At 62.1% G+C, this 18,232-nt stretch carries 28 protein-coding genes; 15 read left to right on the plus strand and 13 right to left on the minus strand.

Annotation, left to right across the window (positions count from 1 at the left end; translation table 11 throughout):
• Positions 1 to 304: 304 nt before the first annotated feature.
• The 4 genes from K0H49_RS15260 (at position 305) to K0H49_RS15275 (ending at position 4,790) form a co-directional block, all read left to right on the plus strand.
• Positions 305 to 526, plus strand: coding sequence for a hypothetical protein (locus K0H49_RS15260; RefSeq protein ID WP_219214067.1), 222 nt, complete (start codon positions 305 to 307; stop codon positions 524 to 526).
• A 264-nt stretch (positions 527 to 790) separates the two neighbouring features.
• Positions 791 to 2,923: a putative bifunctional diguanylate cyclase/phosphodiesterase gene (locus K0H49_RS15265; RefSeq protein WP_219214070.1), complete on the plus strand. Its 2,133-nt coding sequence runs from the start codon at positions 791 to 793 to the stop codon at positions 2,921 to 2,923.
• Between the two features lie 954 nt (positions 2,924 to 3,877).
• On the plus strand, positions 3,878 to 4,321 hold the full coding sequence (locus K0H49_RS15270; RefSeq protein WP_219215451.1) for an Hsp20/alpha crystallin family protein: 444 nt from the start codon (positions 3,878 to 3,880) through the stop codon (positions 4,319 to 4,321).
• 124 nt (positions 4,322 to 4,445) lie between these two features.
• Complete coding sequence (locus K0H49_RS15275; protein WP_257624946.1) at positions 4,446 to 4,790, plus strand: Hsp20/alpha crystallin family protein; 345 nt, start codon at positions 4,446 to 4,448, stop codon at positions 4,788 to 4,790.
• 501 nt (positions 4,791 to 5,291) lie between these two features.
• On the opposite strand, the gene K0H49_RS15280 is transcribed toward K0H49_RS15275, so the two are convergent.
• The 6 genes from K0H49_RS15280 to K0H49_RS15305 all read right to left on the minus strand — a co-directional run bounded on the left by K0H49_RS15280 (position 5,292) and on the right by K0H49_RS15305 (position 7,106).
• Entirely contained in the window at positions 5,292 to 5,510 is a 219-nt protein-coding gene (locus tag K0H49_RS15280; RefSeq protein WP_219214076.1) for a hypothetical protein, read from the minus strand.
• Complete coding sequence (locus K0H49_RS15285; protein WP_219214079.1) at positions 5,507 to 5,746, minus strand: hypothetical protein; 240 nt, start codon at positions 5,744 to 5,746, stop codon at positions 5,507 to 5,509. The genes K0H49_RS15280 and K0H49_RS15285 overlap by 4 nt, the downstream gene beginning before the upstream one ends.
• A 63-nt stretch (positions 5,747 to 5,809) precedes the next feature.
• Positions 5,810 to 6,214 (minus strand): hypothetical protein, encoded by a 405-nt coding sequence (locus K0H49_RS15290; protein WP_219214081.1) that lies wholly within the window; start codon positions 6,212 to 6,214, stop codon positions 5,810 to 5,812.
• Positions 6,215 to 6,223: 9 nt separating this feature from the next.
• Positions 6,224 to 6,508 carry a hypothetical protein gene (locus tag K0H49_RS15295; RefSeq protein WP_219214084.1) on the minus strand — a complete coding sequence of 95 codons (285 nt, stop codon included), beginning with the start codon at positions 6,506 to 6,508 and terminating at the stop codon, positions 6,224 to 6,226.
• A gap of 20 nt (positions 6,509 to 6,528) precedes the next feature.
• Positions 6,529 to 6,735 carry a hypothetical protein gene (locus K0H49_RS15300; RefSeq protein ID WP_219214087.1) on the minus strand — a complete coding sequence of 69 codons (207 nt, stop codon included), beginning with the start codon at positions 6,733 to 6,735 and terminating at the stop codon, positions 6,529 to 6,531.
• Positions 6,732 to 7,106, minus strand: coding sequence for a hypothetical protein (locus K0H49_RS15305; RefSeq protein ID WP_219214089.1), 375 nt, complete (start codon positions 7,104 to 7,106; stop codon positions 6,732 to 6,734). The genes K0H49_RS15300 and K0H49_RS15305 overlap by 4 nt, the downstream gene beginning before the upstream one ends.
• 35 nt (positions 7,107 to 7,141) lie before the next feature.
• Here K0H49_RS15305 and K0H49_RS15310 point away from each other — a divergent pair, with 35 nt between their 5' ends.
• The 4 genes from K0H49_RS15310 to K0H49_RS15325 all read left to right on the plus strand — a co-directional run bounded on the left by K0H49_RS15310 (position 7,142) and on the right by K0H49_RS15325 (position 8,927).
• The gene (locus tag K0H49_RS15310) at positions 7,142 to 7,351 is read left to right on the plus strand and encodes a hypothetical protein (protein ID WP_219214091.1); all 210 of its coding nucleotides are present in this window, start codon (positions 7,142 to 7,144) and stop codon (positions 7,349 to 7,351) included.
• The gene (locus K0H49_RS15315; RefSeq protein ID WP_219214095.1) at positions 7,326 to 8,054 is read left to right on the plus strand and encodes an SOS response-associated peptidase; all 729 of its coding nucleotides are present in this window, start codon (positions 7,326 to 7,328) and stop codon (positions 8,052 to 8,054) included. The genes K0H49_RS15310 and K0H49_RS15315 overlap by 26 nt, the downstream gene beginning before the upstream one ends.
• A 76-nt stretch (positions 8,055 to 8,130) precedes the next feature.
• Positions 8,131 to 8,316, plus strand: coding sequence for a DUF3606 domain-containing protein (locus tag K0H49_RS15320; RefSeq protein WP_219214098.1), 186 nt, complete (start codon positions 8,131 to 8,133; stop codon positions 8,314 to 8,316).
• A 269-nt stretch (positions 8,317 to 8,585) separates the two neighbouring features.
• Entirely contained in the window at positions 8,586 to 8,927 is a 342-nt protein-coding gene (locus K0H49_RS15325) for a hypothetical protein (RefSeq protein WP_219214101.1), read from the plus strand.
• A 596-nt stretch (positions 8,928 to 9,523) separates the two neighbouring features.
• Here the strand turns inward: K0H49_RS15325 and K0H49_RS15330 are convergent.
• Positions 9,524 to 9,733: a hypothetical protein gene (locus K0H49_RS15330; RefSeq protein ID WP_219214104.1), complete on the minus strand. Its 210-nt coding sequence runs from the start codon at positions 9,731 to 9,733 to the stop codon at positions 9,524 to 9,526.
• A 128-nt stretch (positions 9,734 to 9,861) separates the two neighbouring features.
• Here K0H49_RS15330 and K0H49_RS15335 point away from each other — a divergent pair, with 128 nt between their 5' ends.
• Positions 9,862 to 10,092: a hypothetical protein gene (locus K0H49_RS15335; protein ID WP_219214107.1), complete on the plus strand. Its 231-nt coding sequence runs from the start codon at positions 9,862 to 9,864 to the stop codon at positions 10,090 to 10,092.
• 44 nt (positions 10,093 to 10,136) lie between these two features.
• Positions 10,137 to 10,355 carry a hypothetical protein gene (locus K0H49_RS15340; protein WP_219214109.1) on the plus strand — a complete coding sequence of 73 codons (219 nt, stop codon included), beginning with the start codon at positions 10,137 to 10,139 and terminating at the stop codon, positions 10,353 to 10,355.
• Between the two features lie 919 nt (positions 10,356 to 11,274).
• Here K0H49_RS15340 and K0H49_RS30975 read toward each other — a convergent pair.
• On the minus strand, positions 11,275 to 11,517 hold the full coding sequence (locus K0H49_RS30975; protein WP_219214111.1) for a helix-turn-helix domain-containing protein: 243 nt from the start codon (positions 11,515 to 11,517) through the stop codon (positions 11,275 to 11,277).
• 136 nt (positions 11,518 to 11,653) lie between these two features.
• On the opposite strand from K0H49_RS30975, the gene K0H49_RS15350 reads away from it, so the two are divergent.
• The 3 genes from K0H49_RS15350 (at position 11,654) to K0H49_RS15360 (ending at position 13,995) form a co-directional block, all read left to right on the plus strand.
• Complete coding sequence (locus K0H49_RS15350) at positions 11,654 to 12,136, plus strand: LAGLIDADG family homing endonuclease (RefSeq protein WP_219214113.1); 483 nt, start codon at positions 11,654 to 11,656, stop codon at positions 12,134 to 12,136.
• A gap of 125 nt (positions 12,137 to 12,261) precedes the next feature.
• Complete coding sequence (locus K0H49_RS15355) at positions 12,262 to 13,254, plus strand: AAA family ATPase (RefSeq protein ID WP_219214115.1); 993 nt, start codon at positions 12,262 to 12,264, stop codon at positions 13,252 to 13,254.
• A gap of 15 nt (positions 13,255 to 13,269) precedes the next feature.
• Complete coding sequence (locus K0H49_RS15360; protein ID WP_219214117.1) at positions 13,270 to 13,995, plus strand: hypothetical protein; 726 nt, start codon at positions 13,270 to 13,272, stop codon at positions 13,993 to 13,995.
• A 35-nt stretch (positions 13,996 to 14,030) separates the two neighbouring features.
• On the opposite strand, the gene K0H49_RS15365 is transcribed toward K0H49_RS15360, so the two are convergent.
• From K0H49_RS15365 to K0H49_RS15380, 4 genes are all read right to left on the minus strand, one after another.
• Entirely contained in the window at positions 14,031 to 14,411 is a 381-nt protein-coding gene (locus K0H49_RS15365; protein ID WP_219214119.1) for a hypothetical protein, read from the minus strand.
• 72 nt (positions 14,412 to 14,483) lie between these two features.
• Positions 14,484 to 14,837: a hypothetical protein gene (locus tag K0H49_RS15370; RefSeq protein WP_219214122.1), complete on the minus strand. Its 354-nt coding sequence runs from the start codon at positions 14,835 to 14,837 to the stop codon at positions 14,484 to 14,486.
• A gap of 14 nt (positions 14,838 to 14,851) precedes the next feature.
• A complete protein-coding gene (locus tag K0H49_RS15375) occupies positions 14,852 to 15,592 on the minus strand; it encodes a hypothetical protein (protein ID WP_219214125.1) in 741 nt (246 codons plus the stop codon).
• A 353-nt stretch (positions 15,593 to 15,945) separates the two neighbouring features.
• Complete coding sequence (locus K0H49_RS15380) at positions 15,946 to 16,191, minus strand: helix-turn-helix domain-containing protein (RefSeq protein ID WP_219215453.1); 246 nt, start codon at positions 16,189 to 16,191, stop codon at positions 15,946 to 15,948.
• Positions 16,192 to 16,289: 98 nt separating this feature from the next.
• Between K0H49_RS15380 and K0H49_RS15385 the strand changes: the two genes are divergently transcribed.
• Positions 16,290 to 16,700 carry a helix-turn-helix domain-containing protein gene (locus tag K0H49_RS15385; protein WP_219214128.1) on the plus strand — a complete coding sequence of 137 codons (411 nt, stop codon included), beginning with the start codon at positions 16,290 to 16,292 and terminating at the stop codon, positions 16,698 to 16,700.
• A 98-nt stretch (positions 16,701 to 16,798) separates the two neighbouring features.
• On the opposite strand, the gene K0H49_RS15390 is transcribed toward K0H49_RS15385, so the two are convergent.
• A complete protein-coding gene (locus tag K0H49_RS15390; protein ID WP_219214129.1) occupies positions 16,799 to 17,350 on the minus strand; it encodes a hypothetical protein in 552 nt (183 codons plus the stop codon).
• 376 nt (positions 17,351 to 17,726) lie between these two features.
• Between K0H49_RS15390 and K0H49_RS15395 the strand changes: the two genes are divergently transcribed.
• A complete protein-coding gene (locus K0H49_RS15395; protein WP_219214132.1) occupies positions 17,727 to 18,077 on the plus strand; it encodes an H-NS histone family protein in 351 nt (116 codons plus the stop codon).
• The last annotated feature ends 155 nt before the right edge of the window (positions 18,078 to 18,232 follow it).

The following is an 18,232-nucleotide window of genomic DNA, read 5'->3' on the forward strand; positions in this document are numbered from 1 at the left end:
CGGAACTCGACCACGTGGCCCAGTGTGGCCGTGGAGCAACGGGCCGCGCTCCATGGTTCGAAGCTGCTCACCGTTCAAGGCACCTGGCAGTCGGAGAAGGGCGTGCACTCATTGGTCGCGCTGAAGCTGCGAGATCACACTGACCTACTGGAAGGCCTGAAGGTTTCGAGCAGGGACTTCCTGTAGACCAGGTGATCTGCGGGGCGGGTGCGAGCCACCCTCCATCAGTCCCTGTCGTTTCGGTCGTGGAGCGGCATCGGTAGACCTCTTGCGGATGCTCTTGCGTGCGCGCACAGTGTCGCCGATGAACCAAGCGATGATCATTCGAAGGATGGTTGAGTTGGCGCAGGCGGGCGGCGGTCCTTCTGCCGATGAGGCAATGGTTAGTCTTGCCGCAGTGATCGACCATCTCGACATGAACAGCGACACCTATGAGGCTGATGTCGTAGAGCTGATAGGCGTAGGCTCGGCGGTGTGGGCGCTGAGCGGGCCGGGCGATGAACAGGCCGGGGCGGGCCCTCGGTAGGGCCGGAAAGCCAGCCGGCCCCGGCACTGAGAATGAGTGCAACGCAACGCGTTGATCTGCCCCGGCGTGCCGTCGACAGAGATCCGCGCTCCCGTGCTACAACCGCTGGTGATTGGCGGCCTCGGGCCGGGGGAGGCGGTCCCGAAAGGCTAGTGTCGACGACGCACCGGTCGACGCCGCCGCTTCGCCACTATCGAACTGATCCGGTCTTTCAGGCCGCAACTGCGCATGTCGCCGGCGCGGGCTGCAGGGCAAACTGTCGAAATGCTTGAAGAACAAGCCCTTGAAGGTGCCTCGCACCGCGATGCCGGGCTCACGCTAGTGACAGGCGGCCCTGCGCCAACGGGCCCTCAGACGACCCTGCACGAGGTGCTGGACCGGCTTGGCCCGTCCATCTTTGCGGGGCTGCTCGACACCGACGGCGTGCTGCGCTATGCCAACCAAGCGGCATTGCAAGCTATCGGCAGCGCGCCGGAAGAGGTGCTTGGCCAACGTTTCGACACCACCCCCTGGTGGCAAGCCTGCGAGACCTCGCGGCGGGGGCTCCAGCAGGCGCTGGCAGGGGCATTGCGCGGCGAGGTCTCGCGCTTCGACGTGCGAGTGGCCACGAGCAGCGGCGCAACTTTGTCGATGGATTTCTCGCTGCTGCCGCTCTACGATCTGGACGGTAGGGTGGCCTGGTTGATCCCGTCTGCGCGTGACGTGAGCGAACGCGAGCAGGCGCAGCACCAGCTGCAGCTGACGCGACGCGCCGTCGAACAAGCCCACGACGCGCTGTTGCAGGTCGGGCCCGACGGTGCCTATCGCGATGCCAATGCGGCGGCCTGCCGCCTGCTGGGCTTGGACCGCAAGCAATTGCTGCGATTGCGTGTTCCCGACATCGACACGCAGGTTGATGCGGCGCAGTGGCCGCGGCACTGGCGCGAATTGTGCGACCGAGGTTCGCTGCGTTTCGAGACCAACGTCCGCCACCTGGAGGGTCACGAGATTCCGGTGAGCGTCTCCGTGAGCCTGGTGACCAGCGACGAGGTGTCCTTCGCCCATGTCTGCATCACCGACCTGCGCGAACGCCGCGCCGCCGAGCGCCGCATCCAGCAATTGCTGCAGTTCGACGAACTGACCGGGCTGCCGAACCGCCAGTTGCTCCTGGAGCGCTTGAGCGCGACCTTGCAGAGCAGCACGCAGACTGTGGTGCTGGTCCTGGTACTCGATCGTTTCAAGCGTATCAACGACGGCCTCGGCCCACACATCGGCGACGGGGTGCTGCGGGAAGTGGCTCAGCGGATCGTCGCCACCGTGCGCAGTATCGATCTGGTAGGGCGCCGCAGCGAGGACGAGTTCGTGATCGCGATGCCGACGCCGCCGGTATCGGCGGTGCACACGGCGCAAGCGCTGCTCGACGGTATCGCCCGACCGATGTGGATCGAGGGGCACGAGGTCTTTGTCACCTGCAGCATCGGCATCGCCACGGCGCCCGCCGACGGCGACCAAACGGACATTCTGCTGCGCCGTGCCAACGCCGCGCTGCACCAGGCCAAGCTCCTGGGCCGCAACCAAGCCAGTGTCTACGCCGGTGCGCCACACGACGACGACCCCGAACGGCTGGCATTGGAGACAGCGCTGCGCAAAGCGTTGCGCGACGAGCAGCTCTATTTGCACTACCAGCCGCAAGTTGATCTTGCGCATGGCCGTATCGTTGGGGTCGAGGCATTGCTGCGCTGGGAGCACCCGACGATGGGCCGCATCGCGCCGGACCGATTCATCCCCATCGCTGAAGAGACCGGCTTGATCGTCGCCATCGGCGATTGGGTGCTGCACCGCGCCATCGAGCAGGCCGCCGCTTGGCAAGGAGCCGGGGTGCCACCGGTGCGCATGGCAGTGAACCTCTCGGCGCGTCAGTTGTTGCAGCCGGACCTGGCACAGCGCATCGAAGGCCTGCTCGTCTCAGCGGGCCTTGACCCGCGGCTGTTCGGCGTCGAGGTTACCGAGAGCAAGATGATCGGCAACTTCGACCAAGCGGTGCAGCACCTGCAAGCGCTGCGCGCGCTGGGCGTCGAAGTCTCGCTCGACGACTTCGGCACGGGCTACTCGAGCCTGAGCTACCTGCGCCGGCTGCCGGTGGACGTCGTCAAGATCGACCGTTCGCTGGTGCCCGACGTCACCGCGCCGGCGGAGGATGTATCAATCACCCGCGCCATCATCACGATGGTGCACCAGTTGAAGATGAAGGTGCTCGCCGAAGGTGTCGAAAGTGAAGGCCAGGCGGCCCTACTGGCGGCCAACCAGTGCGATCAGATGCAGGGCTACTGGTTTAGCGCGGCATTGCCTGCGGCAGCGATCGAAACGATGCTGCGCGAAAGCCGGCGGATCGATCCCGCGCTCTTCCACCAGCGTTAGCGGTAGCCCATCCTGCTGCCGCTGCTGCGAACCAGCCAGCCGAACAGAGCCTGCGCGCTCGAAGGGCACAGCGCGCTCACCGCGCTCGTCGATCACGGGCCCGCAAGCCGTTCAGGCGGCAACGGGAATCGGCGTCCGGCCACCGAACCGCGGCGGGAGGTCTGCACCTTCAAGACCCCGTGCGTCTGCTCAGGCCTGCGGTCCTCGAGCGCGAACGGCGTCAATCGTCTGCCGAGTGGCCCCTTGACGCGTTCTCTGCTGCTGCTGCTCTTGCAGGCGCTGAGGACGGACGAAGTCGCCATCCGGAAGGCGCCGCCTTGATCTTCGGCATGCGGAGTCGCCAGCGCGACGGATGCAGATTCGGGTATCCAAACTTCGAGAGCTCGTCGCGCCCCTTCTGAGTGATCGCCAGTACCTGGGCAGCAGGGCGGGATCCCGAGAGGGCGAGAGGGTCAGAGGGAGCGGGAACGAGGGCAATCACAAGACCGGCGGCTCGAAGCACCCTGACACTGTCAATTTCCTCGCGACGGTGGAACGATACGGGCAGTCGGGATCCCGCGATTTGCCTCAGCAAGTTCATGGTCATTTCACTACCTCCTTGTTGATTGACCAGTCTTCGACGGCAGCAAAGATAGCCCCTCCCGAGCGAGATTTCAAGTCGGTCCCCTCGACGCAGGTATCGGCAAAGATCGCCGCATCGTAGGGGCAGACGCAGTGCTGCAAGCGGCTGGTCTCGGGTCGTTGGCATCGCGCAGGATCTGGTACCTTGACGTTCGAACAGGGTAGGAACCGCAATGCTGCGAGCGCATCGCTGCGTTGTGCGCTAAGGCTCAAACAACACACGCACTGCGGGGACTTGAACTCTCGAGCGTCTCCCTTAGATAGTCGTCCGGAAGCGCTGGAGACGCCTCCGGCCCTTCCTTCTGTTCAACCCATCGAATGGAGGAAATCGCCATGTACCGATCGCTTTTTCCGCGCGACGTGTTCGCCGAACTGGACCGCATTCAGCGGGAGATGCAACAGACCTTCGATCTGTCGCCCACCATCCGTGGCTTCGGCCGCAATGGCTTCCCGGCCCTCAACGTGGGGACAACGCCCACCGCCATCGAGATCTACGCGTTCGCGCCTGGCATCGATCCCGACAAGATCGAGGTCCAACTCGATCGCGGCCTGCTGACGCTGGCCGGCGAACGCAAGAGCCCGCTGCCAGAGGGCGACAGTGGCGGCCGGTCGACGGTGCACATCAACGAGCGCTTCGAAGGCAGTTTCCGCCGCGTGCTGACACTGCCCGAGGATGCCGACCCGGATGCGGTCGAGGCGCGATACCGCGACGGGGTGCTGCAGATCAGCATCCAGCGCCGTGCCGCTTCCCAGCCGCGGCGCATCGCGATCCACTGAACGCCCCATGTCTTTTTACTCGTCGAACCCGAAAAGAAAGGAGCCCATCATGACGACCTTCCCGACCGCCACGGCCAAGAACGCCGACGCGCTTGCGACGACCCAGTCACCGTCCGCGCGGAGCATGCGCTACAGCGAATCCACACTCACACCGCCCGTCGACGTGGTCGAGGACGATGGCGGCATCACGCTGTACGCCGACCTGCCAGGCGTGGCGCGCGACAAACTCACGCTCAACGTCGAAGCCGACACCCTCACCATCGAAGCCGAATCGGCACTGCCTGTGCCGGAAGGCTTGCAGTCCAGCCACACCGAGGTCGGGCTCGCGCGCTTCCGCCGGCTGTTCACCCTCAGCAAGGAACTGGACACCGAGCAGGTATCCGCCGAATTTGCGCAGGGTGTGCTGCGCCTGCGCATCCCAAAAGCCCAGCACGCGCAGCCTCGCCGCATCGAGGTAAAAGTCAACTAGGCGGCGCGCAGCGGTGGCCGTTCCGCAGCCGTGTGGGCATTTGCCTATTTCGTGCTTCGTCGGAATCGCTCGCCGCTGCCTGTCTGCACGTAATGACGATGAGTTTGACTCACTGGTTAAGCACTGCGCCAACCTTCGGCGCTGTAGCTCATTCGCGATCCGTAGAGAAAGGTGGCTGTCATGTCTTCGCGATTTGGATTCGATGTTTCAAAACTTCCCAGCGTGAAGTCCAGTAGGTCAACAAGCGCCTCACGCCAGGCTGTGATGAGTGATAAACAGATCGAGGCATACCTGATCACGCGTGACACGCTTCGACGTCTCAAGCGAACAGCGCTGTCGCATCATGCGAGCCGCATCTCCAGGTAGGCCTCGTCTGCGCCAACGAGGTCGCGGAGTTCGCTTCCTTCCTCTTAACGTAGCGGTCGCCCGGGAACGCCCCGTCGAGCTGAGGGGGAGCGCAGCACTACGCGTCGATCCCCGCCGGCGTGCCGTCGACAGAGATCAGCGCGCCGGGCGCTGCATCGTCGATCTCGATCGCCACCCCCCGTGAACCGCAGCGTCGACCTGGGCGGCCTCCTTCTCGGTTTTGGTCATCCTGCGCCGGCGCATCAGATCGCCGTGCTGTGCGGTCGACACGACGAGCTTCTGGGGGTGCTTGTTGTCGTGCTCTTTCCAGTGCGCAGACAGGGCCTTGGTGATCGCGTCGTAGATGTTGCTCAATCTGAAAATCGGGCCTGCGTGTTCAGTTCGTCCTGATTGCCTCGCTCTTCGAACGTGCGTCGCAGTTCAAACAAAGCGATTTCAGTCGTGTCCATCATCTGTGTCACTTCTTCTGGACTCAGGTAGGGATAGCCCGGAGTTGACCTAAGAAAGTGGTCAAGCTTCTCGCAAGCAGCACACCAAGCAAGGGCGGCGCTCTTCTGTTCGGACGTGAGGCGAGGGTTGTTCTGTGGCATCTGAACATCGTAGCGCGCGCACTGCACACAGCTACAAATCCCCCAACTCGGATGGCGCTTTGCTCAATGCAAAGTGGGCGCCACGACATCCGGTTGCTCTTCGCCGATCAGCTGGAAATACTCGCACTGGGCCCTGAATTTCCCGTCATCGGCGGGGGTGAAGGTGTCGGGGCACTCGTAGATCCCGCGTGCCAGGTACGCATTCGCGGACTCGTAGAAGGTGGTGTCGCTCGGGAATTCGACTGAGCGGGTGCCGAGGTACTTGAATGTCAGGTTCGCCGGCGTGCCCAGTGGTGCCTCACCCAGCATCGTGTGCGTGCTGGTGAGCAGGAGAGGGCCGCGGACGATGGCCAGCGCGTTGACGAGTGCATCAAGCGGTTGCAGCGGACCTTCCAGCTCTTCCTTCGAGATGTCGACCAAGCCGATCGTTAGCTGGCCGGCGGCGGTTTCGAGGTAGGCGATGAACATGGTGCCACCTCATCCCAGCCGCACTTCGAAGTAGGCCTCATCCGAGCCGCCCAGGTCACGGAAGCCAGCCATCTTCGCCTTCTCGTAGGCCTTGGGCCAGGTGCTGGCCAGGGCATGCTCTTCGGCCGACAGCTCATTGGCGCCAGACTCGGCCGCCGTGCTGTAGGCCTTGAGCACCTGCTCGAGGCTGTCGCGCAGTTCCTTTTCCAGCGTCGCGCGAAACCGCTTCTCGGCGGCAGCGATCAGATCGGCCGGAAGGCCTGGAAACTCTCTCAGCTTGGCGGTGTAGGCCATGATGGGGCTCCTTCAAAAAATCAGAATGGCGCCGGCGACGTCGACACGTCAACCGGCCCGATGCCGTCATAGACCACCTTCCCAGTGGTGCGCTCGACGACCTGCACGCGATCACCCTTCCTGACGATCTCGTATTCCTCGGCTGGCAGCACCAGGGGGATCTCGCTGTCGAGGCCCGGAATCCACGAGGGCGTGCGCAGTAGGGTGGGGTGGCGTGGTTCGGTCATGTTTCTGGATGGGTGCGTTGGTACAGGGCTCGTGTCCATTCGGCCTCGGTGCCCGCCGCGGGCTGGCACAGCCACACTTGGCGGTGCTCCCAGACTTTTCGCCCGCCGTCCGTGCACTGAAGCTCAGTGCCTGCGATCAGCAGACCCTCGCCCTCGTAGGGCAGCAGAACTGGATCTGCCAGCGTCGCCAGGCCGCGCATGCGCGTTTCGCCGTAAGCAGCCCAGAGGTCGATCTTCACGAGGTTCCGCTTGAAGTTGTTGTTGTCGCGGTCCATCTCGGTGATCCGAAAGGTGCCGCGCAGGGGCAGGTCCCACTGGCTGCGAGGCAGCCGGAGGCCTTGTTTGCGAAGAAGCTGGACATCAAAAAGCACTGGATGAATATACAGTGTTTCGGTAGACTGGCGCAATGGACCAGATACCCGAAACTGAATGGATCGCCGCCTGCGCTCACCGACTGCACCGCCATTGGCACACCGTTGACCCGCTCGAGCTGGAGGCTGTGGCTACCGAGATTTCGCACGACCGGCGCCTGCGCACGATGCTCCCCACCGAGGCTGCCACCGAGTGGCTGAAGCCGGTAGAGTCCGGCCATGTGCACGCGCTACATCCCTCCTGAGGTCGCTGAGATCGAACGCTTCTGGGGCCTGCCTCGGGGGTATCAGCCGGACCTGTGGCCGCGTGAGATGTTTCCACGGGCGCCGGGCCCTTTCATCCGCCGCCGACGGGACGCCACCGGATACGAGCGCGAGCTGGTCGTCGGGCGGTGGGGCCTGATCCCTGAGCGCTCGGAAACTTCGACACCGCGTAAAAAGGACGGCAAGCTCTTGAACACGGAGAATGCGCGCGGGGAGGAGGTCCACTGGAAAGACAGCTACAAGGGCCCATGGGCCCTGGGCCAGCGCTGCATCATCCCCGCGGCTACCTTTGATGAGCCGAATTGGGAGACGGGGAAGAACGTGTGGTGGCGCTTCCGTCGCGCTGACGGCGCGCCGTGGGGCTTGGCGGGCTTGTGGAATCTCTGGCCCGATCCCGAAACGGGCGAACTGCATGAGAGCTACACGATGCTCACGCTCAATGCCAATGCCCACCCGTTGATGAGCCGCATGCACCGGCCAGTGGTCGACCCTGTCACCAAAGTGCCGCTGCCGCTCGACAAGCAGGACAAGCGCAGCGTGATCCCACTTGAGGCGGCCGACTTCGATCAGTGGTTGGAAGGGACTGTCCAACAGGTGAAGGCGCTGATGCGTTTAGTGCAGGTCGACGTGTTCGATGCCGCAGCGGTTGAGCCAACGCAGCCCCCGGCGCCGGAACTCCTCTGACGGCGCGTTCGCCGTTTCACTGGCACTCAGTGGGCCTTGGTCGTTGCATCCTGCGGTTTTTTCACTGGAGAACACCATGGCAGACGACAAGAGCTTGCGAGGCCCGGCTGACGCTGCGCGTATCAACGTCAACGAAGAGCACGAACTGCGCTACTGGACCAAGGCACTTGGAGTAACGGAGCAAAAACTGCGCGCGGCGGTGGCATCTGCCGGCGTTATGGCAAGGGACGTCCGCGCCTACCTTGGCCTACCTGAGCGATAGGAGGAATCTCCGCGCGTCGAATCACCCGGTTCCATGCTCATTGGCAATCTGCAGCGAGGCTGTATGTGCCCAGGAACAGGGCCCCGACCCGGCTCCAGGCGACCTGTAGAGGTATACCGGGGACGAGTTTCGCGCCTTCTACGCGAACTGATGAGGCTCATGGCGGCAGCCTAAGCCTGCGATGGGCCGCGACGCTGTCATGGTCGCAACGAAAATATAGTTGACTGAGGCATACACTCGGCATTCACCGCCAGGTTTCCGAGCCGCCCATGAACGTCAATGATCTGCTTGCCGCGATCCCGGATGAAGCCACACTTGAAGCCCTTGATGTGGCGGGCAAGAAGAAGGCTGTGCTTGATGCAATCGACGCCGTCATCAGAGCATTGGCTGCAGAGAATCGCAACGCGGATGTGTGGGAATCGAACATGATGCTGCGGTCAATGGCTGCAATTCTTCGTGCCCAATACTCTCTCGCTGCGCAAGATCTGCGGCTGGTTCTTACGCCTGCATCGCAACGTCAACCGGGGGAGCTACTCGAGACAGCCGAATCGATGACCCCAGAGTCTCTGAAAGAGATTCTGAGCGCCCTCCGGCGCATCGCTGCGCGCTAAGCCCACTCCGCTATGCATCTGGCAGAAGCCGTTGCCAGCATGCACCGTTCGGCCTTGTTCGCTCGGCAGCTGCACACATACCTACACAACCGTCAGCGCATCGACAGTTCTCCGGCACTCGTCGAGCAGTTTTTGCAGCAGGATTAGTTTGACAAGTGCCCCGGGCGTTCCACGCTCCAGCGCCGTGAGCTGAGCAGCATACGCATCGGAAGCAATGTGCCAACGTGCGATGCCGAGTTGAGACCTTCGATTGGAACCTTCATTCGAATTCTCCTTTCGTGGGTGGCAGCCAACGGGCGGCGGCCGCGGGATCAAAATCCTGCCATGGGGAAACGTTTGAGCAGCACTGGGAGGCGCATCGTGCCTTCACGGGCGGGACGAGTCAGCACGCGGCCTTTGCTATCTTGCTCCTCTAACCAGTCCGCAGCAGACGGCTGCCGCAAGCCCTCAGCAGCGGACAACGCTTGGATGAGCGCAATGGCATGTAAGTGATGCTGCATGCACGAATGTGCGGTCGCAGCCCATTCGACCCTGTAAGGGAAAGACGGCAGAACTCGGTTGCCCCTTCCGCGCTTCTCGAGTCATGTGGCGGGCTATCACTGCGAGGCCAGCCAGGAGGCGTAGAGCGCTTCGACATTTGCCCGCCATTCCCGAACGGCCTGCTCGTATGCGGCATCGACCTCGTGTCCGCGGCCACCAGCATCGCCAAGCTTGCTGGGTCGATTCGCGATCGGCCGTATCGGGAACTGTGGAACGACAGTACCTTCTCTGCGAAGGATCGATTCCTTTTGCCCGATGGAGAGCATGCCTGAGCTCCTGAAGTCTCAAGAGATAGTCTAGGTGTCAATGGATAAAAAGCCTATCTCCCTACTGTGGTGCTCTGCTAACCCGGTTCTGCTTCCTCCAGCACGTGCGAATGGCTACGCTTCCAGCCATGAAGCAGACACAAACGATTCCTCGGATCGCCGAATGGGCTGAGGCTGGCGGCGCCATGCCGCTGGATGAGGCTGTAGTGGCCTTGGCTGCGGTCATCGACCACCTCGACATGTACAGCGACACCTACGAGGCGGACCGAGTTGCGCTGCTGAGCGTGGGCGCGGCCGTCTGGCAGATGAGCCAGGCACCGGTGAAAGCCGGCGATGTGAAGTCCGATCCCCAGGGGTGACATCGGTATTGCCTCCCGGCTCGGACCAGAGGACAGTCATCGAAATGAACCAGTTTCAACTGCTGAGCGTGATGAAGGACCTGGCCTCCAATGAGGCCGTGCTGCCCCCTGACGGCGCCCTGGAGTTCCTTTCCTCATACCTGGATCGAATGAGGCTCACGTTGGACCAATCGAACTACGAGGGGCTGCTCTCCGCAGGCGTGTGCATCCTGCAGCTGAGTCATTCGCAGGCATGGAAAAGCTCCCACAAAGCGGGCGACTGAACCGGGGCTGCCAAGTTTGGCGCAAGCACAAAAAGCCCGCGCGGGGGCGTGCAGGAGTTTGCGCTCAGGGGCGAGCGCTTCCAGGTCAGCGAGGTGGTGTTCGATCCGCGGTGGCGACGCGTTCGGCTCGGTCGTGTCGGTTCGGGCAGGGGCCTGTCATGTGACCGTGGCCTACAGCGCTTTCCTTTTGACTGAAAACAAAATGCCTACATGGAAGCCCTTAACGATGAAGAACTGGCCTCTGCGGCGTTCGTTCTGCGGATCCGCGCGGCCAACGGCGATCGAGAAGCCTTGCGAGAGGCGGAGAGACTTGAACCCATCCTGAAGTCACGAATCGGTCCGACCCCGTCCAGCCATGCGCCTTTGGAGGCTACAAAGGTCGCTCAGAAGCCGTGGTGGCGGTTCTGGTAGCCGGTCGACGATGGATTGGGTACCCCTGATGTGGGCAGCTTTGGGCGCTGCTTTTTCCGCAGCATGCTTCGGGTTCTACGCACGGTTCAGCGCAGTGGCGGGGTCGTTCGACCGAGACTTGGTAGTTTTGGCCGCCGCTAGAGCGTGGCTCGGCGTTCTCACCGCCTTAAGGCCTCACTGGATGTGGTGATGAATTAATTGGCGCGCGCTCTTGCTGGAGCTGACGGAGTCCGGACAAGGCCATCTCCATCTCCGACTGGACCGCCTGGATGGGGGCGGCTGCTCATCGGCTCACCAAGCACGACCTAGCAGTTCTGGGAGGTATCGGACGGGCGCTGTATCGGGAGGAGCTGGACAGGTCGCAGGGGCGAACAAGCCGCCTAATGTTTCGGACGCGTTCGTTGGGTAGAAGGAGTTCTGAAAGCTTTATTGATGCTGGACACTGAGCGGACACGATCGCAATCAATTTTGCCAAAGGTTGTAGCGAACGCTCCACCTTTGTGGACGATCACTCGGGCAATGCAGACGGGCTTTCAGGCACGTGCTCCGCAATTTCCTCAAGCCTGCAACCGAAGAACTCGCAGAGTTTATCCAGCACGTCTGTGCTGGAGTTGTATCCATGTTTGCTTCCCAGCTTCGACAACGTGGCTCGATGAATGCCCGTGCCGGCCGCCACTTCATCAAGCGTAACGCGTCGCCCAGTCCTGAAAGACAGGTCTGCGATGCGCTCTTTTAGGCGAAATCTGATCACGACACTCCACTATGGCAAGGCTGGTTCGGGCCACCATTGTAGAGTTTGAGCGACATTGGTCGAGAAAACGCTTTACATCGTCTTTTGTCGCCTGTAATCTCCATATGTCGCGCAAAAGCGCATAAAGGAGTGTTTGATGAATGCAATCATTTTTTCCAGCCAAAGGCAGGCAGATCTCAGTTTTGCGTGGGCGGGGGGCTTTGTCGATGGCGAGGGTTGCATTCGGATCGCCAAGCGTGATCCAGGTGGGAATGCCAACCCCGTTTACTCCCTGGAGGTAACGATTACCCAGAACTGCTTGGGCACGCTGGAGCATTTCCAGAACGTACTCGGAATAAAAAGCAGCATCTATGTGTTCGGCGGCACAGGCGCGGTGCGAAGCACCGTCTTCGGACTCACGTACCGTTGCACGCGAGCCAGAGAACTGCTGGAAGCACTTCACCCATACCTGGTTCGCAAGCGCCTGGAAGCCGCGGTGGGCATCGAGTTCGCGAATCGCGCCAGCTTTGCTCGTCAAGGTCGACGTCGTCACTCTGATGCAGAGATCGAACTCCGGGAAGGCTACTACCTGAAGCTGCGCGCGCTCAAGCCGCGTGGACCCGCGGCGGTGGTCCTGTGAGTGCGGGACGCAAACTTGGCCGGGCGAGCCCGGACCAGCGAGATCTCGCGGCGTGCGTGCTGGCACTGGCGTGCGAGGCTTCAAAGGAGCATGAGCGTGTGGCGAATACCTCACCCTCCGCTGTGATGCAGCCGCGTCGTGCGCAACTCGACCTGCCATGGGCCGACCATTTCAGCATGCGCATTTGCGATGGCCGAGAGCTTGAGCGCGCGCTTGCGCAGGCAAGAGGCAAGGGAAGCGACAACCCAGCGGTAGAGTCGTTCCTTTCAGACCTGCAAGAGGTACCCGTGGAGCGGGCCCTTTCGCAGCCACCTCTCCTCGAAGCGTTGGCGCACTTGGCTGACGGGTTCCCAAATTTCCGGGAGGTGGTCATGTTCATCGTGGCGCGCACTGCATTGGCGTTGTTGGAGCCATGCAGCCCTCTGTTGTTGCCGCCGCTGATCCTTGATGGGCCCCCTGGGGTAGGTAAGACTGCTTTTGCCACGGCATTGGCGCACGCCCTCGACGTGCCGTTGCTCACGCTTCAGCTGGGGCATGCCACTGGTCCCTTCGATCTCGGTGGAATGGACCCCAAGTTCCAGAGCGGCGGACCTGGACTCCTAGTCCGGACCGTGGCCCTCGGCCGTGCGGTGGATCCGCTCGTGCTCCTCGACGAAATCGACAAGGTCCCCAGCGACCGAAACCATGATCCGATCGGCCCTTTGTATTCGCTGCTGGAGCCGTCGACCGCGAAGCGCTTCATCGACGACGGCATCAAGTTGCCGCTGAACTTGAGCTACGTGCGCTGGATCTGCACCACGAACGACGTGCGGCGGCTGCCTGCGGCGATCGCCAGCCGATGCCAGATCTTCAGCATCGCAGCGCCTACCTTCAACGAGGGGCGCGCGATCGCGCGCAAGGTCTACGCCAGCATGGTCCGAGAGCAAGCCTGGGGTCGACATTTCGTGGCCGAGCTGCCCGACGACGTCGCCGACCTGCTGGCGAGCAACACGCCCAGGGAGCTGACACGTGTGCTGCAGAACGCCCTCGGCCTGGCTGCGATCGATCGACGTCCGACATTGCGCGTCACCGATTTCACGCCAGCTGAACCGCCCCGGCGTGGCCCTGGTTTTTTCTAACCCTCGAGGATTTCCATGCACGCTTCACTTCACCCCTGGGCTTCGACAAGTTGGACCGAGGCTTCAGCATCGCTCTTTGAACCCGATTCGGAACATCGCAGCGCCGAAAGTTTCGCGGACGAGGAGGGCGCCGATGACCGAAACGTCGACCCCGCCTGGATGGATGTTGTCCACCCTGCCGGTACCTTCATCGTGATGCACCTGGACAGCGTTTCGCCGGGCTGGCGCAAGGTCGCTGCGCGATCGATCGTCAAGATGCTTGCCGTTGCGGCTGGGAGCCCTGAACGGCGACGTTGCATCGCCACGATGCGCGTGTGCAGCACAAGCACGGAGTTGTGCTTCTCGGCCGGGGATGGCTGCCATGCCGACAATGTCCTTTCCGGTATCTGGCGCAAGGCACGGGGAACGGCACGCACTATCTGCAAGGACTGCGGGAGGTTGGCGCGGGTGCGGTTGATCGGTGAGGACGAAAGCGTCACGCAATGCACGAAATGCGTGGCTCCCGCACTGCTGCAGCACGAAATCTGGGAACTGTGCCAGTCCGTGAGGTTCCTGAAGGCAGTGGGACGGCCCATCGTCAAGAGCCAGATCCCGCCGCTGCTGCGCGCCAGCTTCATCAACACGGCGGTGGCAAGCCTTGATGCGAATGCAGAGGGCAACACCCAGATGTTGCCTGCGCAGTTTGTGCGTTGGGCCGAGGGCTGGCGGCTGATCGGCGAAGGGCTGAAAGTTCGCCATTGATCAGGAACGATCTCCGGCCTGTGCGTTCGGCTCGGCTACTCCACAGGCTGGCAATCCGACAGCGTGAAGAAGTGGCTACCTTCCGCGCCCGGCGCATGTTTGTCAATTTGAGCCTCGACCCACCCGCCAACGAATTTGGGAAGGACAGGCGAGCACACGAAGCTGATCTCGTCGCGCTTGCTGACGTACATGGCGTCGGTGCCCGGGCCGTAGGAGCTCAGCTCTAAACGCACATGCTTGAACAGTAGGTCTTTCGAGATGAAGTACTCGCTGCCCTCGAGACCTTCGATCCGCCGCGCCTCGGTGACCACCTGGGCATAAGTCAGGGGCGTCGACTGCGCAAGAGCCGCGGTGGTGGCCGTCGTGGCCAGGAAAGTGAGCAGGGCGAGCACTACTCCGGAGAACGTTGCGTTCATGGTCTGTATGTCCTTGTTGAATGACGTGTGCGTCGCGCCGTAGCGCGACGAGCAACGAGTGGTGTCGGAAGTTCAGCGCGAGGCGGTCCAGCCTTCGGATCCCTTGATGAAGCGCATGGCGGTCGGGACCTTCCCGCGCACGCCCTGCGGTGGCGTCATGTCGAGCTCGATGTCGCACAGCCACGCCGCTCCCGTGTCCTGGCGGCAGCCCAACTTCTTGACGCTGTGGACCTGGGGCATGAAGCTTTTGGACGATCCCCGCGAGAGCCGCTCCATCTGTTCGGCGCCTTGGGATGCGTTGGCAGCCACGGCCTTCTCGAGATCACCGGCAGAAGGTTCGCCGCTGCAACCTCCGAGCAAGGCCGCGCTCGAGAAAACAAGGGCGGTGACTGCGAGGCGGGGCGAAAGCGTGTGCGTGGTTTTCATGGCGTTCGTCCCACTCAGATTGCCGGGCGGTTGCCGCGGACCGCGTCTTGCTGCCTGCGCGTGGTTTCCTGTGCGGCGGCCTGCTGCTTTGCCTGTTGAGCCTGGATCGCCTCTTGCGCAAGACGGTGATCGAAGATCCACGTTTGGAAGCTCGCCGCGACCCCCGGGCCTTTGAGATCGAACTGCACTTTCAGCGCCTGGCCGCATTTCACGTCGAAGCCGCCAGGCCCTCCTTGCCAGCCGAAGCCCGAGCCGCTGCAGCTGACTGTGGCTTTGCCGGCGGCATCGGTGTTGCGCACATAGATCTCGGGGTAGTAGCCCGTGCTGGGGCCGTATTTCTTCGTCAGGTCCGCCAGCGTCTGCGGGATCGAAATGCCGCCCGCGTTGAAGACTTGCCGATAGATGGCGTAGGCCTTGCCCTGCGGACCGAAGTACACGGCGAAGCCATTGCGCTTCCAGTCGATCCCCTTCAGGTCTGGCCCGGCCTGCACGGCCGCCTTGATGGCCGCCACCGAGGCACTGGCCTTGCCGCTCTCGTCAGCGTAGTAGACCGTCAAGAACTTGAAGCGCGGGTCGATGGTCTTGAGCGCCGCCTCGATTTCGGCGGGCGAGGCGCCCAGTCGAATCCCGGCCACATCGTCGGCACCCAACTGCGCTGCGGCCGGCAGCGACCAGGCAGCGCAGCACAGCAGCGCTGCAGCTACAGCGACGTGAGCACGCCGATTACCCCAAGAAAAACCAAGAATCGAAGCCATAGATTTCCAATCGAAAGTCATGAACGAACCTGGCCGGCAACGGAACCATTTCCGCTGACGGCTTCCACGCATTCGCGAAGGTGGAGAGAGGTAATGCCTTCCGCGCCTGGCCGACGTGGGTGCACTTCTCCCCCAGCCATGGCTGGCGCCACTGCTGTCCTTTGCGACAAAATTCAAGAAACTGGGAGAGATTGGCCGAACTCGCTGAATCAACAGCCCGTCGTCGGCGTCCCTCGCATCAAGGGCCCGTCAAGCGAACCCCTTCCGCATTCGGCAGTTCGGCCGTCTGGTGGCCTTTGAGACGCGCCAGCCATGCACCGATGTGCCGAAGCGTCGACGCAGGATGGGCTTGCTCATGACGCTCGCCTTGTGCTTGACGCGTTGGGCCGGCGAAGCGTCGGTTTGGCTGGCTTAGGAGGCCAGAGTGTGGAGATGGTCAAGCCGGTGATCTCGGCGATGCGCGCTGCGATGCGAGCCGATTTGGCGGCGCCGCTGATCACGTGGGAGACCATGGATCTGGAGACCAGCAACTCGTCCGCGACAGCTGCGGGCGTGGTACCTGCCATGCGGATGGCCGCCTTGATCTGCTCTGGGTGCATGGTGGTACGCTCCAACTCAACTTGTTGAGGTCGCAGCAGAAAGTCGCTGCGCTGAGTCGGATTGTGGGTACGAACGAACCCATTTGCAAGGAATATTTATGAGTTCAATCGGTTCCAGGTTGCGCGACGAGCGCGAACGGCTGGGCTACAACCAGTCGGACTTGGCCGAGCTCGGTGGCAGTACCCGCAAGAGCCAGTTCAACTACGAGACAGATGCGCGTCGGCCTGATGCCGACTACCTCGCCGCCATCGCGGCGGTGGGCTTGAACGTCCTCTTCATCCTCACTGGGAGCGAGGAGGGGGCTGAGCCGATCCAATTCACCGCCGAGGAGCGAGACCTGTTTGAGCACTTTCGGAAGGCGCCCAGCGCCGTGCGCAGGGCCGCAATGGGGGCGCTGCTGTCGGCCGCTCCTGCCTCGATGCCGAAGGAGGCGCGTCGCCCGCCTGCCGCCAAGAAAAAGGCCGCTCCGCCGCGCCGCGGGAAAGAGGACGCGAAGAAGCAGGGGTGAGGTAGCGCGCCGCGTGCCCTTGATTGACTTCGGTGGTCTTCGAGAGGCATTCCGAGGTGCTTGGCCCAGGGCTGAGACCAAACACCTCCCGGCCTTTCTCAGTCGAACAAGTCAGCAATCATTTTGGCGTGGACCTCCTGAAGCCAGCCTTCCGCCATGTCATCGAGCGCGGCGCTGAAGCCATCGTCGATGCGCTCGAAGAGCGAGTCCCGCACTGTTGGCCACAGAGTCGGTGAGCTCACAATGAGGATTTTGAAGCGTTCGATACGACCCCATGGGTCGTCGTCGTCGTCCAGACCCGGTTGCTCAACGGGCAAGGCAACGCCCCAGCGCTCCAGGAGTTCGTCCAGCTTCGCAGCCGGACTGGTTGTGCTTGCAAGTGAAATGTCCGGCAGATAGCCCGTGATGCCCAAGGCTCGGTCGTTGCTGGCGGGCTTCGCGCGGGTGCCTGAGGTCTCGATGATCTCCACGTCGACATCGCCGACGACGCCATAGGCATCGATCATGGTGTCCCACTGCAAACTCACGCCAAAGCATGCCGTGGTTGCGACTTCGGCAAGAGTCCATCCCGAGGCATCGCTGAGCCATCCAAGATAGGTGAGGGTGATGCGGCTCGAAAGCCGCTGGATTCGATGCGAACTGATTTTCATGGTGCTTCCTTTTCCAGCCAGACACGAGCCAGCTTCAGCAGGGCGCCGAAACTTTGAAACTCGCGAAACACCCGTTGAACGGCGGATGGCCTGACTTGAAAAGAGCACCTGAACAGGATCAGGCACATTGAAAAATCGACGCACGGATGCGCGCTACTCGACAACGCAGACATCGAGCGTCTGGTTGACATGGTCTTATGCCCGAGCGTCCATCATCATAGTTTTGTCTTGATGGAGTAGTAGGCGTTCTCGTATTGCAGCCCGCCGGTGGCACCCGGATCTGTTTTCAGTAGGCCCACAACATCGATCCTACTGAATGGTTGATTTCTTTACCGTTTCGGTTATGGTTTCGTTTTGCATTCCAAAGGAACCACCAATGGCAACGAAATCTCTGTCGAGCCTCAACGCGCATATCCAAGAGCTTCAGCAGCAAGCCGATGCGCTTAAAAAGCAGGCGGATGAACTGCGCAACCTTGAACGCGCCGGTGTTATCGAGGAGCTGAGGGCGAAGATTGCCGAGTACTGCTTGACCGCGGGCGACCTGAGGCTGAACGCATCGACCAAGTCCGCAAAAAAGGTATCTGGTTCAAGAAGTGCAACGAAAGCAGCGCCAAGGTATCGCAGTTCGAACGGTGAAGAATGGTCTGGCGGTCGTGGTCGCAAGCCGCGCTGGGTAACAGAAGCGTTGGCCGCTGGAAAAGAACTGACTCAGTTCGAAATCAAGTAGCCTGCCCGTCTCTTGTAATCAATTGGTCGCCGATCACGTGGCCAACAGGGTTCCACAAGAACTGCACCAGACCGGACGCTGGCTCGGACGTCCGGAATTTTTCAAGCTAAGAACTTGAAGCAGCTGTGCTTTCTGCGGCTTCGACGTTGTCCCCG

The organism is Variovorax boronicumulans (assembly GCF_019352895.1).
GTDB lineage: Bacteria > Pseudomonadota > Gammaproteobacteria > Burkholderiales > Burkholderiaceae_C > Variovorax > Variovorax boronicumulans_A.

Excerpts from the sequence above, each read along its gene's own strand:
- K0H49_RS15385 (WP_219214128.1), top strand. The coding sequence starts at position 16,290 with ATGAGTTCAATCGGTTCCAGGTTGCGCGACGAGCGCGAACGGCTGGGC.
- K0H49_RS15395 (WP_219214132.1), top strand. The coding sequence starts at position 17,727 with ATGGCAACGAAATCTCTGTCGAGCCTCAACGCGCATATCCAAGAGCTT.
- K0H49_RS15315 (WP_219214095.1), top strand. The coding sequence starts at position 7,326 with ATGTGCACGCGCTACATCCCTCCTGAGGTCGCTGAGATCGAACGCTTC.
- K0H49_RS15325 (WP_219214101.1), top strand. The coding sequence starts at position 8,586 with ATGAACGTCAATGATCTGCTTGCCGCGATCCCGGATGAAGCCACACTT.
- K0H49_RS15285 (WP_219214079.1), bottom strand. The coding sequence starts at position 5,746 with ATGCCACAGAACAACCCTCGCCTCACGTCCGAACAGAAGAGCGCCGCC.
- K0H49_RS15265 (WP_219214070.1), top strand. The coding sequence starts at position 791 with ATGCTTGAAGAACAAGCCCTTGAAGGTGCCTCGCACCGCGATGCCGGG.
- K0H49_RS15275 (WP_257624946.1), top strand. The coding sequence starts at position 4,446 with ATGCGCTACAGCGAATCCACACTCACACCGCCCGTCGACGTGGTCGAG.
- K0H49_RS15355 (WP_219214115.1), top strand. The coding sequence starts at position 12,262 with ATGCAGCCGCGTCGTGCGCAACTCGACCTGCCATGGGCCGACCATTTC.
- K0H49_RS15300 (WP_219214087.1), bottom strand. The coding sequence starts at position 6,735 with ATGACCGAACCACGCCACCCCACCCTACTGCGCACGCCCTCGTGGATT.
- K0H49_RS15260 (WP_219214067.1), top strand. The coding sequence starts at position 305 with ATGAACCAAGCGATGATCATTCGAAGGATGGTTGAGTTGGCGCAGGCG.
- K0H49_RS15365 (WP_219214119.1), bottom strand. The coding sequence starts at position 14,411 with ATGAACGCAACGTTCTCCGGAGTAGTGCTCGCCCTGCTCACTTTCCTG.
- K0H49_RS15295 (WP_219214084.1), bottom strand. The coding sequence starts at position 6,508 with ATGGCCTACACCGCCAAGCTGAGAGAGTTTCCAGGCCTTCCGGCCGAT.
- K0H49_RS15360 (WP_219214117.1), top strand. The coding sequence starts at position 13,270 with ATGCACGCTTCACTTCACCCCTGGGCTTCGACAAGTTGGACCGAGGCT.
- K0H49_RS15330 (WP_219214104.1), bottom strand. The coding sequence starts at position 9,733 with ATGCTCTCCATCGGGCAAAAGGAATCGATCCTTCGCAGAGAAGGTACT.
- K0H49_RS15390 (WP_219214129.1), bottom strand. The coding sequence starts at position 17,350 with ATGAAAATCAGTTCGCATCGAATCCAGCGGCTTTCGAGCCGCATCACC.
- K0H49_RS15335 (WP_219214107.1), top strand. The coding sequence starts at position 9,862 with ATGAAGCAGACACAAACGATTCCTCGGATCGCCGAATGGGCTGAGGCT.
- K0H49_RS15350 (WP_219214113.1), top strand. The coding sequence starts at position 11,654 with ATGAATGCAATCATTTTTTCCAGCCAAAGGCAGGCAGATCTCAGTTTT.
- K0H49_RS15370 (WP_219214122.1), bottom strand. The coding sequence starts at position 14,837 with ATGAAAACCACGCACACGCTTTCGCCCCGCCTCGCAGTCACCGCCCTT.
- K0H49_RS15340 (WP_219214109.1), top strand. The coding sequence starts at position 10,137 with ATGAACCAGTTTCAACTGCTGAGCGTGATGAAGGACCTGGCCTCCAAT.
- K0H49_RS15310 (WP_219214091.1), top strand. The coding sequence starts at position 7,142 with ATGGACCAGATACCCGAAACTGAATGGATCGCCGCCTGCGCTCACCGA.
- K0H49_RS15270 (WP_219215451.1), top strand. The coding sequence starts at position 3,878 with ATGTACCGATCGCTTTTTCCGCGCGACGTGTTCGCCGAACTGGACCGC.
- K0H49_RS15375 (WP_219214125.1), bottom strand. The coding sequence starts at position 15,592 with ATGGCTTCGATTCTTGGTTTTTCTTGGGGTAATCGGCGTGCTCACGTC.
- K0H49_RS15320 (WP_219214098.1), top strand. The coding sequence starts at position 8,131 with ATGGCAGACGACAAGAGCTTGCGAGGCCCGGCTGACGCTGCGCGTATC.
- K0H49_RS15380 (WP_219215453.1), bottom strand. The coding sequence starts at position 16,191 with ATGCACCCAGAGCAGATCAAGGCGGCCATCCGCATGGCAGGTACCACG.
- K0H49_RS15290 (WP_219214081.1), bottom strand. The coding sequence starts at position 6,214 with ATGTTCATCGCCTACCTCGAAACCGCCGCCGGCCAGCTAACGATCGGC.